Below are 12421 nucleotides of genomic sequence, written 5' to 3' on the forward strand. Positions count from 1 at the left end.
TCGGTCACGTCGCGTCGGTCACTTCGCGTCGGACACGGAATTGCGTTGCTCGCCGAGGTCGATGCGCCCGTCCGGGGTGGCGATGGTCGCGGTCACGACGTCGCCGGGGTGCAGGTAGTGCGGATTGCGGGCCTGGCTCTTGAAGAACGCCTTCCACTTCATGGCGGGCGGCAGAAGGGCGCCGATCTTCTCGATGGCCTTCGGCGGGGCTTTGAGCGCGGTGCCGCCGGGGGTGCCGGTCAGCAGGAGGTCTCCGGCGTCGAGGGTCTGGAACCGGGCGAGGAGTGTCAGCGCCTCGGCCGGCCGCACGATCATGTCGGTGAGGGTGCGGTCCTGGCGGAGGTCCCCGTTGACGCTCAACTGCAGTCGCAGGTCGAGGAGGTGGGCGAAGTCTTCCGTGTCCAGCAGGGCCAGGTGGGGGCCGGTGGGCGTGAAGGTCGGGTACGACTTGCTCTCGTAGAACTGCGTCTTGGTCAGCTGCACGTCCCGCGCGCTGACGTCGTTGGTGATGACGAGGCCGGCGACGTACGAGGGCAGGTCACCCTCCTGGACGACGGTGCCGACGGGCAGCGGCGCGGCCATGACCAGGCCGAGTTCCACCTCGTAGTCGAGGAACCGCACGTGCCGGGGGCGGACGATGGCATCGCCCGGGCCGCTCACCGAGCCGGACGCCTTGCGGAAGAAGGCGGGCGGGATGTCGCCGGTGAAGCCGGAGTCGCGTGCGTGGCTGCGGTAGTTGACCATCTGGGCGACGACCCGGCAGGGGGTGGTGACCGGGGAGAGGGCGGCCAGGTCCGCGACGGGTGTGCCCGAAGCGGTGCTCTCGGCGGCCTCACCGACGGCCTGGCGGTCGGCGATCAGGTCGGCGGTGGTGACGGCCTTGGTGTCGATGAGGACGGCGTGCTCGTCGCGCACCACCCACCAGCCGTCGGCGGTGCGCAGGATGTTGGTGCTCATGTCGGTGCCTTTGTGAGGGGGCGGGGTCAGGAATTGATGGCCTTCATCAGGCCGAGCAGACGGGCGGGGTCCATCTCGTTGTCGCCGCGCAGGGCCTGGACGACGTCGCGGATCCGTTGCGGGGAGGGACTCGCGCCGAGGAAGTCGCGGGTGGCGGGCGGCCCCCACTGGGCCAGTCCGCTGGTCGACATCGGCGCCCAGCCCGGTTCGAGGTCGCGGGAGAACAGGTCGCCGTCGGCGAAGTGCTCCAGCATGAAGCGGTCGGGGTCGCGCCAGTAGTCGAACAGCTGGCTGCCCTGGATGTGCCGGCCGATGCCCCAGCTGCGCTTGTAGCCGCGCTCGCCCAGGTATTCGCCGCCTGCCGCGATCGAGTCCAGGTCGGTGACCTGGTAGGCGGAGTGGACGTAGCCGTTGGCGGGGCCGAGGTGCATGGCCAGGGTGTGGTGGTCGACGGCCAGGCCGCCCTGGTCACAGCGGATGAACGCCATCGTCGGGCCGCGCCCGCGCTGCCCGTCCAGGAACAGGAAGTCCGACACGATCATGCCGAGGGTGTCGAGGTACCAGCCCAGGGCCCGCGCGAACACCCGCGTCTCCAGCACCACGTGTCCCAGGCGCTGGATCCGGGACGGCTCCCGCGGTGGGCGCTGGGTGGTGTCGGTGCGACGCCGCTCGGTGCCGAAATTGAGCAGCTGCGGCTGCTGCCCCGGCAGTTCGGGGAGCGGTTCCGCGCAGTGCACGACCCGCACCGGAAAGCCGGAGGGGTCGAGCAGGTCGACCACCGTGCCGCCGCCGGGCACGTCCGCGCCGCGCACGTCCCCACCGGTGGCGCGCGCAAGGCGGTCCAGGTCGCCCCGTTCGGCCGCGTGGAAGGCGGGACCGATGAAGCGGGACGTGCGGCCGCGCCGGATCACCATGCAGGGCGATCCGGAGAAGGTGCCCCGCAGCCACAGTTCGTGCTCGGTGCGTGCGGCGGTCTGGAAGCCGAAGTCGCGGGCGAAGACTTCCGCCCGCTCCAGGTCCGGCTTCTCGAATTCCAGCCAGGCCAGGTCCGCCACCTTGATCACGGGGTTCCGGGAGCGTCCCGGATGCTCACCGCGCCGGGCGCCCTGCTCACTGTGGAGGTCTTGATGGGCCGTCTTTGTGTCGGCCCCGTTGAGGCGGGTTTCAGACATGGTGTCCTCCCAGCAGCATCGCCGTAATGATGAAATCATCAACTGTGACGGTTCCGTCGTCAATACGTTCACGACGGGAAATGATGAATTCATCAGGACTGCGACAGTCATCGCCTCGGCGGTTAGAATCTGCGCATGCCTACGTCAGCCCCGCCCGGCAACCGGTTCGATCGGCGCCGCGCCAAGACCCGCGGCGCCCTCGTCCACGCGGCCCGGCAGATCCTCGCCGAATCCGGGGACACCAGCGCCAGCATCCAGGTGATCGCCGAACGCGCCGACGTCGGCTTCGGCTCCTTCTACAACCACTTCCAGTCCAAGACGGAGCTGTTCGACGCGGCCGTGGTCGACGCCCTGGAGGAGTTCGGCAGGACCTTCGACGAGAGCCTGACGGGCATCGGCGACCCGGCCGAGCTCGTCGCGGCCGGTTTCCGCCTCAGCGCCCGGCTGACCACGTCCCACCCGGAGCTGATGCAGGTCTTGCGCCACTGCGGCCTGTCCCACATCCACTCCGAGAACGGCCTGGCCGCCCGGGCACTGCGGGACCTCCAGGCGGGCATCACCTCCGGCCGCTTCACCGCCGTCGATCCGACGGTCGCCCTCACGGCCCTGGGCGGAACCCTCCTGTCCCTGGTGGAGCTGCGGTTCGCGCGCCCCGACCTGGACGGGGACGAGGCATCGTCGAACCTCGCCGAGATGGTCCTGCGCATGCTGGGCGTCCCGCCGGACGAAGCCCGCGAGGTCGCCCGGCGCCCGCTTCCCGACCTCGCCTCCCCCGTCGCCTGAAGCGTGGCGCGCAAGCCCCTGACTTGCAGGTCAGGGGCCTGGCCCGGGTGTCCTGATCGCGCGGCCGGGCGAGATTGTGCATGTGGGCGACGGCCTGGACCGCGTGGTGGAGGCCGTCGCCGTGCTGCCGGACGTGCTGGACGTCGCGGCGGACGCGGGCGGGAGTGAGCCTGTCCGGCGGGGTTGGCCTCTCCCGCCTCGTCTCTGTCGGGGGTGGGAATGGAACGGGCGGTTTTCGAATCCGTCAGGTACTCCGCTGTGTGCCCGGACTGCGGTGCGGAGCTGGAGTGCTGGGGAGTCCAGGCCTGATGGACGGCCGGTTGCGATGGGACGTCGAGTCGACCTGTTTCGCCTGTGGATTTGCGGTAGCCGTGTGCGATGGCGCCCTGCCGTCCGAACGGCGGGATCAGATGCTCTCCGAGCATGGACTCGCGAGGCTGCAGGTGAGTAGCCCGCCGGCGAAGAACGTCGCCATCATGCGCGTGCTGCGGTCCGAGCTCGGCATCGACCTGATGAACGCCAAGGCTGTGCTGCGCCGTGTGCTGGATGGTGACTGCTCAGGAACCCTTCCCGAGATGGAACGACTGGCCCGCAGGCTTCGGGAGTCCGGCATCGCTGCCGCGGCTACTCGCCCTCAAGGCTCCTCGCGCGAACTCCCGCACCAGCCGGTCGAGTTCCCCCGTCAGGACGCGCCGAGCCGGCGAAGCGGAACGTGATCTCGAACTTCCGCGGGCAGCCCCCTTTCCTGGTCAGGTCCCTCCAGGATGGGCAGGACAGGGGGAGCGTGAGATCACTGCGGGCGCGAGGGAGCGTGCCGTCGTCGGCTCGCCACCCGAGCATCCGAAGGGCGTGGCGTTGACACTCAAGGGGCGGGCCGGGGAACGCCGGGTCCTCGAAGGGTTCGTGGCAGGAATGCGTGACGGGCTCAGCAAGGTGACGGTGCTGCGCGGAGACGCCGGGATCGGCAAGACCGCGCTGCTGGAGTACGCGGCGGCGGAGGCAGCCGACCTGCGCGTGGTCCCGGTGGCGGGGATCGAGTCCGAGAGCGCGGGGTTCCCCTTCGCCGCGCTGCACCGGATGCTCATCCCGCTGGTGGACGGACGGGGCGGCCTGGACGCGCTCAAGCACTCCGGCGCGCTGCCGCCCACCCAGCACGACGCGCTGCGCGTGGCCTGCGGACTGGCCGACGGTCCGCCGGCCGACCGGTTCCTCGTCGGGCTCGCGGTACTGACCCTGCTCGCCGAAGCGGCCAGGAAACGCCCGGTGCTGTGCTGCGTCGACGACATGCAGTGGCTCGACGACGAATCGCTGGGTGTCCTGTCCTTCGTGGGCCGACGGCTCCACGCCGAGGGCGTCGGTCTGCTGTTCGCGGCCCGCACCGGTTTCGAGGTGCCCGCGGGGCTCCCGGTCATCGAAGTAGGAGGCCTGGCGGACGAGTTCGCCCTGGAACTGCTGCGCGAGGCCGTCCCCGGTCAGCTCGACGCCCGGGTCGCCGCACGGATCGTCACCGCGACGTCCGGGAACCCCCTGGCGCTGGCCGACCTCGGAGAGGAGCTCTCCGCCGAGCAGCTCTCCGGCGGACTCGCCCTGCCCGAACCGCTGCCTCTCGGCGGCCGGTTGGAGGCCCACTACCTCCGGCAGGTGCGGGCGCTGCCGGAACCGGCCCGGACCTGGCTACTGCTGGCCGCCGCCGAGCCGGGCGGCGATCTCGGATACGTCACCAGCGCTGCGCGGCGCCTCGGCGTCGACCCCGAGGCCTCCGGCCCCGCCGAGACCGAGCGGCTCGTGGTGCTGCGGACCACCGCGCGGTTCCGGCATCCCCTGGTGCGGTCCGCGGTCTACGGCGGCGCGGACGGCGGCGAACGCCGACGCGCCCACCGTGCCCTGGCCGAGGTCACCGACCGCCCGGCCGACTCCGACCGGCGCGCGTGGCACCTCGCCTCGGCGGCGCTCGGCCAGGACGAGGCCGTCGCCGCCGAGGTGGAGCGGGCGGCCGACCGGGCGGGCGCGCGCGGCGGCTACGCGGCCCGCGCCACCTTCCTGACCAGGGCCGCCGAACTCACCTCGCGGGCCGGGACACGCGCCGAGCGGCTGCTGGCCGCGGCCGAGGCCGCGCTGCGCGCCGGAGCGCCGGTGCAGGCGGAATCGCTCCTCGACACCCTCGACGTCTCACTGCTCGACGACGTGGGCCGGGGCAGGGCGCTGCTCGTCCGCGCGCACACCGTCATCGCGCTCGGCGACGCCGGTTCGTTCGCCAAGGCGCCGGCGCTGTGCCTGAACGCGGCCCGTTCCCTGACCGGCGGAGCACCCGACCTCGCCCGTGAGGCGCTTCTCAGGGCCGTCGAGCGTGTCATCACCGCCGAACACCTCGCGGAGGGAACGACACCGGCCGAGATCGCCCGCGCCATCGAGGAACTGGTGCCGCGCGACGCGCCCGCCACCGGTGTCGACCTCGTGCTGCGCGCGTTCGCCGTCCTGGCCACCGACGGGTACGAGAGCGCCGTGCCCCATCTGCGGAGGGCCGCCACGATGCTGCTCGACCCGCGGACCGGCGACGAGGACGTGATACGGGGCCAACTGCCCGTCATCACCATGACCATGGTCCTGTGGGACGAGGGGGCGCACACCGCCGTCATCCGGCGCGGTGCCGACATCAGCCGACGCGCCGGCGCCCTGTGGCAGTTGGACTCCGCCCTGTACTGCGCCTCCATGTCCGAGACCAATCTCGGCGAACTGGCCGCCGCCGACGACCTGCTGACCGAGGGTCACCAGATCCGTTCCGCGATCGGTGCCAACGACGAGGTGTGGGCCATCTACCGGCACCCGGAACTGCTCGCCTGGCACGGTGAGGCCGACGATCTCGACACGGTCCTGCGCGGCTCGATGGAGGCCGGAACCCGGCTCGGCGCGGGCGCCGTCGCGTCCATCGCCCGCATCGGCGCCGTCGTCCTGGCGCTGAGCCGCGGCGACTACGCGCAGGCACGCGCCACCGCCCACCAACTGATCGAACACGACGTCCTCGGGGTGCACTCCCGGCTGCTGCCCCACCTCGTCGAGGCGGCGGTGCGCTGCGGCGACCGCGTGCTGGCCTCGGCCGCGCTGCGTACGCTCACCTCCCGCGCCAGGGCGGCGAACACACCGTGGGCGCTGGGCGTACTGGCTCGTTCGGAGGCGCTGCTCGCTCCCGCCGACGAGGCCGAACCGCTCTATCGCGAGGCGATCACCCTGCTCTCCGGCACCAGGGCCCGCTCCGATCGCGCCGTCGCCCATCTGCTGTACGGCGAGTGGCTGCGCCGCCGCAAGCGCCGCAAGGACGCCCGTGAGCAATTGCGTACGGCCCTGGCGATGTTCGACGGCATGCGGGCCATGGGCTACGCGGCGCGCAGCGCCCAGGAGTTGGCCGCGACCGGGGAACACCCCCGTCGTGGATCCGCGGGACCGCAGCCCGCGCTGACCCCGCAGGAACTCACGATCGCCCGGCTCGCGAAGGACGGCGCGACCAACGCCGAGATCGCCGCCCAGCTCTTCATCAGCGCCGGCACGGTCGACTACCACCTGAGGAAGGTCTTCCGGAAGCTCGACGTCACCTCCCGACGCCGGCTCGGCGAGGCGCCGGGGCTCTGAGCCCGGCGCCGGGCCCAGGTACTCCCTCCGGACCCGCGGCGCAGGGGCCGGTCCGCCCGATCCAGGCGGCTGGGCGGACCGTTCGCAGGACGGGCACCCGGTGACGCGACCGGCGCGCGGCGGTCACGACTACGCGTCGCACGGGATTCGGGGGCGCACGGTCCCGGCGGACGATCAACCGGTCGGAAATCCTCCGAAGACGGGAGCACCCATGCCGTACGTCACCGCGGCCGACGGAGCGCGGATCCACTACAAGGACTGGGGCCAGGGCAGGCCGGTCGTGCTCAGCCACGGCTGGCCGCTGAACGCCGACAGCTGGGAGGCGCAGCAGTTGTTCCTCGCCGCGAACGGCTTCCGCGCCATCGCCCACGACCGGCGCGGGCACGGTCGTTCCGACCAGACCTGGAACGGCAACGAGATGAACACCTACGCCGACGACCTCGCCACCCTCATCGACACCCTCGATCTGCGCGACGCGACCCTCGTCGGCTTCTCCACCGGCGGCGGCGAGGTCGCCCGCTACGTCGGCCGGCACGGCACCGCACGCCTCGCCCAGCTCGTCCTGGTCTCCGCCGTACCACCCTTCATGCTCAAGACCGACGACAACCCCGGCGGTGTACCTCTCGAGGAGTTCGACGCGCTGCGCGCGGGCTCCCTCGCCGACCGCTCGCAGCTCTACCACGACCTCGCCGACGGACCGTTCTTCGGCAACAACCGGCCCGGCGCCGAGGTCTCGCAGGGCATCCGGGACGCGTTCTGGCGGCAGGGTCTGGAGGCGGGACACCGCAACGCCTACGAGTGTGTCGCGGCCTTCTCCGCCACCGACTTCCGGTCCGACCTGGACGCCTTCGACGTTCCCACGCTGGTCGTCCACGGCGACGACGACCAGGTCGTGCCGTTCGAGGCCGGCGGCAAGGCGTCGGCCGCCCGTATCAAGAACGCGACCCTCAAGGTCTATCCGGGCGCACCGCACGGCATCACGGACACGCACAAGGACCAACTGGGCTCTGATCTGCTGGAGTTCCTCAACTCCTGAGCGGGAGCGAGCGAGTCGGCCGCGCCAGGAGGGCGTGACGGCCGGGACGCGCCTTCGCGCGTTCGCCACAGGCGTCCGGTGCGACCGGGTGAACCGGTCTTCCCCGGCCCGCTGTCACGGGCCGTCGCGGAGGCGGACGCGGTCACCGCCCACCGCTGCCGGACGGCACCTCGTCCTGCCCACACCCCGTGGGGCGACTCTTCGCCCCGCCCTCACCCCGTCGGGCGCCTCTCCCCCCTTCCCGCATCTTGCCGGGCGATTCCCCGCCCGCTGTCCGGCGGGCCTCCCGCCCGCCCGAGCCGAAGGAGCCATACCGTGACCTCCCCCGCCCACCCCCGCCGCCGTGTCCTCGGCGGCCTGCTCGCGACCGGCGCGTTCACGCTCGCCGGTGGCACCGCGTCCGCCTCCGCGACGGCCCGTACCGGCGACACGAGCAGACCGACCGTCGTCCTCGTCCACGGCGCAGCGCTTCATGGCCGAGCGGGCGGGCAGCGCGACCGTCGAGGTCAAGGGTGCCTCGCACGTCGTGATGATGTCCCACCCGGACGTCGTGGTCCGCCAGATCCTGGCCGCGCACCGCGCCACCCGCTGACACCTGTCACCGCCTCCCGAGGAGCTCCGATGAGCACTGCCCCCGACACCATCGTCCTGATCCACGGTTTCTGGGTCACACCCCGCAGTTGGGAACACTGGATCGACCGCTACGAGAAGCAGGGCTACCGCGTGATCGCTCCCGCGTACCCCGGCTTCGAGGTGGAGGTCGAGGCTCTGAACGCCGACCCGGCCCCGATCGAGAAAATCACCGCCCCGCAGATCATCGAGAGCCTGGCGAACGTGGTCCGCGGGCTCGACAGGCCACCCGTCCTGATCGGTCACTCCGCCGGCGGTGCCTTCACGCAGGTCCTGCTCGACCACGGCTACGGCGCGGCCGGCGTCGCCATCAACTCCGCCCCCACCGAGGGCGTATCGGTGGTGCCCCTGACCCAGGTGAAGGCCACCTTCCCGGTGCTGAAGAACCCGGCGAACCATCACAAGGCCGTCGGCCTCACCCATGACGAGTGGCACTACGCCTTCACCAACACGTTCACGGAGGAGGAGTCGCGCGCGCTGTACGAGCGCTACGCGGTCCCCGCCTCCGGCCGCATCCTGTGGAACAGCGTGCTGGCCAACCTTCAGCCCGGCCACCAGGACATCTGGGTGAACTACCACAACGACGACCGCGCGCCGCTGCTGTTCCTCTCCGGCGAACTCGACCATCTGATGCCGCCCAAGGTCCAGCAGTCCAACGCCCGGCACTACGAGTCGGACACCGTCACCGAGGTGAAGGTGTATCCCGGCCAGCCGCACCTCATGCCGGCCTCGCCCGGCTGGGAAGAAGTCGCGGACCACGCCCTGTCGTGGGCACTGGAGCACGCCATCAGCTAGACGGCACGGCACTGCCCGGGCCGGGACGGACGTACGCGATCCGTCCCGGCCCGGGGACCGCCTGCGGCCGACACCGCATACGGTGACACCGCGATCGGCTGGGCGGTACGGGTGACACCGCGAACGGGCCGGACCGCACAGGCGACACCGCGGACGACTGGACAGCGGATGACAAGACAGCGGACGACGGCACTGTGAACGGGGACCCGGCATGAGCGAAGCGCGCATCACCCACATCGGCGGTCCGACCACCCTGATCGAGGCCGGTGGCTGGCGGCTGCTCACCGACCCCACCTTCGACCCGCCCGGCCACCGCTACCGCTTCGGCTGGGGAACGTCCTCGTACAAGACGGCCGGTCCCGCGCTCACCCCCGCCGAACTCCCTCCGATCGACGCCGTTCTGCTCAGCCACGACCACCACGGCGACAACCTGGACCTCGCGGGACGGGCCCTGCTCGCCTCCGCGGACACCGTCCTCACCACGCCGTCCGGCGCCCGCCGCCTCGGCGGCAACGCGCGCGCCCTCGCTCCCTGGACGACCCACCGCCTGGAGGCTCCGGGCCGACCGGCCATCACTGTCACGGCGACCCCCGCGCGCCACGGCCCACCGCTGTCCCGCCCCTTCACCGGCGAGGTGACCGGCTTCGCCCTGCACTGGGAGGGGCAGCGACACGGGGCCCTGTGGATGTCGGGCGACACGGTCCTGTACGACGGTGTACGGCAGGTGGCCCGGCGCCTGGACGTGGGGACGGCCCTGATGCACCTGGGCGGTGTCCGCTTCCCGTTGACCGGCCCGGTCCGCTACACGATGACGGCGGCCGAGGCGGTGGAACTCTGCCGTCTGCTCGCCCCGCGCACCGTCATCCCGGTCCACTACGAGGGCTGGCACCACTTCCACGAGAGCCGCGCGACCATGGAACGGCACCTGGCCACCGCCCCCGAGGACATCCGGGACCGCTTCCGCCTGCTGCCCGCCGGGACGGGTGTGGACTTCACCGTGTAACGGTGGACGATGGCGGAAACGCCGGGTTCCTCGACGGTAGGACCGGCGGGTGCGCCGGCACACGAAAGCTCTAGGTGCCTCCGCCGCCACGGGGCCCGTCCAGGGTGATGTCATCGGCGTAGTACGTGCCCTGTGCGTACCAGCCGTGCACGTAGATGGTCGCGCTGGTCTGGGACGCCTTTGTCGTGAAGGAGACGGTCAGTGGGCTGTATCCGGAGGGGGAAGTGGTCCAGGTGGAGGCGCCGCCGTTCACGCCCAGGTAGACGTTGGAGCCGCGGACCCAGCCGCTGAGCGAGTAGGTGGTGTCCGGCCGTACAGCGACGGTCTGGTCGCACTGCGCGGTGTCGCTCGAACTCACCGCCCCCTGGAGGGCCTTGGAGCCCGTGTGGACGGGGGAGGAGACGATCGAGCCCAGGTTGCCGGTGCACCTCCACGGCGAGAGGCCGCCCGACTCGAAGCCGGGATTGGTCAGGACGTCGGCGGCCCCGGCCGCGCCCGGGGCGACCGGCGTCGGGGCCGACGACGCGCTCGCCTCGGGTGCGGCCGGGGTGGCGTCGGTGCGGCTGGGGATCAGGAGGGAGCAGCCGAAGCCGACGACGGCCGCCGCGACGACCGCGACCACCACGGCTGCCCGGCGCTGTCCGGGCCCGAGGCGCGGGCGGCCCAGGGAATGCGGCGGGCGGGCGTCGCCGTCGGGTGCGGGGAGTTCCTCCGTCCTGCCGCCGGGGACAGGCTGGAGCTCCTCTGTCTCGCCGTCGGTCCGGGTGTGTGGGTCGGCTGCGGCCACGGTCTCGTGACTGCGGTAGTCCTTGTCCTGGCGTATCTCGTCGAGCAGCTGGGCCAGCGCGTCGGTGCGGCGCGGGCGCAGCACGCGGATGGGCTCCAGCGCTTGGTCGTCGTCCGAGGAGCCGGACGCGGGCGGTGTGGGCACGGTGCTCTCCTTCCGTCCCGTGGTGGAGACCTGAGCTGTCCCTCTGGAGTTGATACGCAACGCCCGCTCCGTAGGTTCAGCCGGCGCCGGCGCCTGGGGAAGCCGCACGGCTGCCGCTGATTCGGCAGGTCCTTCACCACCGGGCTCACTCGGCGCGCTGCCCGACGCGGAGGACGCTCAGGTAGCGACGTGCGGCTCGGTCGCCCATCCGGGTGCGGATGCGTTCGGCGATCGCGTCGAGCAGGGGCTCCCGGACGTCGCGGTCGAGCCTCCGGTACAGCGACGTCGAGCGAAGAAGATCGGCGAAGCCGTCGCCGTCGAACCACTGAACGGTCGGGTACCAGCGCACGATCGTCGGGCCGAACAATCCGCCGGGATCTTCGACCAGTCCCCAGCCCTCGCCGGTGGTTCGCACGGTGTTCTCCAGCGGCGGATGACCCCAGCCGGGGTTTCCGGGGCAGAACCGCTCGTGCAGATCGGCGGTCTCGGCGTACACCTCCGGCTCTCCCGGCCGGCGGACGACGACGTTGCCGAGCAGTGCCATCCAGCCTCCGGGATTCAGCACGTCGTGCGCTCGTCGCCAGCCGATCGACGGGTCGACCCAGTGCCACGACGACGCGGCCACGAGGACATCGAAGCGTCCACCGCGGTCGTCCCACTCCTCAAACGTCGACGTCTCGACCTCGACGTTGCCGAAGGCGGCGATCCGTCGGCGAGCGAGTGCGGCCATTTCCTCGCCCGGTTCGACAGCGGTCACGGAGCATCCGAGCGCCGCCAACGAGCGCGTCGCCTGACCGGTGCCGCAGCCCACCTCCAGTACCGACGCCCCCTCGTCCATGCCGGTGACCGTGACAAGGTCCGCGAACAGCTCGTCCGGGTATCCCGGCCGGACCCGGTCGTAGAGCTCCGGCACCTCGTTGAACACCCGGCCGAGGTCTTGCCGATTCGGGCGTGTCTTCGGGTCATCGGTCACGAGCGCCCAAGTTATGCGGCGCGTCCACGGGTACGCCAACCGGTTTGGCGGCAGCCCGGGGGGACGTGATGTCGGTGAGCTCGCACCGCGGCCGCAGGATCACGTGGTCGACGGGCCCGCTCGGCCGGCTTCCGTTCGCAACGTGCGAGCTCGCTCGGCCGGGTCGTAGTCGGGACCGACGCCCTCGATCAGCACCAAGTCGCCCTCCACGTGGTCGGTACGCAAACGCAGGATGGCCCGGTAGGCGGGAGAGTCGTACCAGGCACGGGCTTCGGCCAGGCCGGGGAACTCGATCAGCACCATGCTGCCGGGCCACGTACCCTCGACGACCTCGACCGGCGGACCGTGGATGACGAAGCGGCCGGCGAAGGGGTCGAGGGTTGCCTGGATGCGCTCCAGGTACTCGATGATGTCGGAGTGACTCCGGCGGCTGCGGAGATGAGCGAAGCCGTAGGCGGGCACCACAGGGCTCCTTTCGTTCCGGGGCTGTGAGCGATGACCGGAACGTAGCCGACGG

General features: G+C 71.6%; 11 protein-coding genes and 1 pseudogene. 7 read left to right on the plus strand and 5 right to left on the minus strand.

Translation table 11 applies throughout. The features are described from left to right. Positions 1-18: 18 nt before the first annotated feature. Positions 19-957 (minus strand): fumarylacetoacetate hydrolase family protein, encoded by a 939-nt coding sequence (locus OG485_RS02230; RefSeq protein ID WP_328663888.1) that lies wholly within the window; start codon positions 955-957, stop codon positions 19-21. A 26-nt stretch (positions 958-983) separates the two neighbouring features. After that, on the minus strand, positions 984-2129 hold the full coding sequence (locus tag OG485_RS02235) for a VOC family protein (protein ID WP_328663890.1): 1146 nt from the start codon (positions 2127-2129) through the stop codon (positions 984-986). A gap of 135 nt (positions 2130-2264) precedes the next feature. Between OG485_RS02235 and OG485_RS02240 the strand changes: the two genes are divergently transcribed. The 7 genes from OG485_RS02240 to OG485_RS02270 all read left to right on the plus strand — a co-directional run bounded on the left by OG485_RS02240 (position 2265) and on the right by OG485_RS02270 (position 10000). Continuing rightward, entirely contained in the window at positions 2265-2912 is a 648-nt protein-coding gene (locus OG485_RS02240; RefSeq protein WP_328663891.1) for a TetR/AcrR family transcriptional regulator, read from the plus strand. 308 nt (positions 2913-3220) lie between these two features. Next, positions 3221-3628 (plus strand): hypothetical protein, encoded by a 408-nt coding sequence (locus OG485_RS02245; protein ID WP_328663892.1) that lies wholly within the window; start codon positions 3221-3223, stop codon positions 3626-3628. A gap of 133 nt (positions 3629-3761) precedes the next feature. Next, a complete protein-coding gene (locus OG485_RS02250) occupies positions 3762-6536 on the plus strand; it encodes a helix-turn-helix transcriptional regulator (RefSeq protein ID WP_328663895.1) in 2775 nt (924 codons plus the stop codon). A gap of 211 nt (positions 6537-6747) precedes the next feature. Continuing rightward, positions 6748-7572 carry an alpha/beta fold hydrolase gene (locus tag OG485_RS02255; RefSeq protein ID WP_328663897.1) on the plus strand — a complete coding sequence of 275 codons (825 nt, stop codon included), beginning with the start codon at positions 6748-6750 and terminating at the stop codon, positions 7570-7572. A 343-nt stretch (positions 7573-7915) separates the two neighbouring features. Next, positions 7916-8164, plus strand: a complete 249-nt coding sequence (locus tag OG485_RS02260; protein WP_328663899.1) for an alpha/beta fold hydrolase — start codon at positions 7916-7918, stop codon at positions 8162-8164. Positions 8165-8193: 29 nt separating this feature from the next. Further along, a complete protein-coding gene (locus tag OG485_RS02265) occupies positions 8194-8997 on the plus strand; it encodes an alpha/beta hydrolase (protein WP_328663900.1) in 804 nt (267 codons plus the stop codon). A gap of 211 nt (positions 8998-9208) precedes the next feature. After that, positions 9209-10000, plus strand: coding sequence for an MBL fold metallo-hydrolase (locus OG485_RS02270; RefSeq protein ID WP_328663902.1), 792 nt, complete (start codon positions 9209-9211; stop codon positions 9998-10000). Positions 10001-10076: 76 nt separating this feature from the next. Here the strand turns inward: OG485_RS02270 and OG485_RS02275 are convergent. The 3 genes and pseudogenes from OG485_RS02275 to OG485_RS02285 all read right to left on the minus strand — a co-directional run. Further along, positions 10077-10499 (minus strand): annotated as a pseudogene (locus OG485_RS02275) (carbohydrate binding domain-containing protein); the annotation flags it as partial. 577 nt (positions 10500-11076) lie between these two features. Beyond that, on the minus strand, positions 11077-11904 hold the full coding sequence (locus tag OG485_RS02280; RefSeq protein WP_328663905.1) for a class I SAM-dependent methyltransferase: 828 nt from the start codon (positions 11902-11904) through the stop codon (positions 11077-11079). A 99-nt stretch (positions 11905-12003) separates the two neighbouring features. Beyond that, positions 12004-12366, minus strand: a complete 363-nt coding sequence (locus OG485_RS02285; RefSeq protein ID WP_328663907.1) for a DUF1330 domain-containing protein — start codon at positions 12364-12366, stop codon at positions 12004-12006. Positions 12367-12421 lie beyond the last annotated feature (55 nt).

The sequence above is a fragment of the Streptomyces sp. NBC_00328 genome (genome assembly GCF_036139655.1).
Taxonomy (GTDB): domain Bacteria; phylum Actinomycetota; class Actinomycetes; order Streptomycetales; family Streptomycetaceae; genus Streptomyces.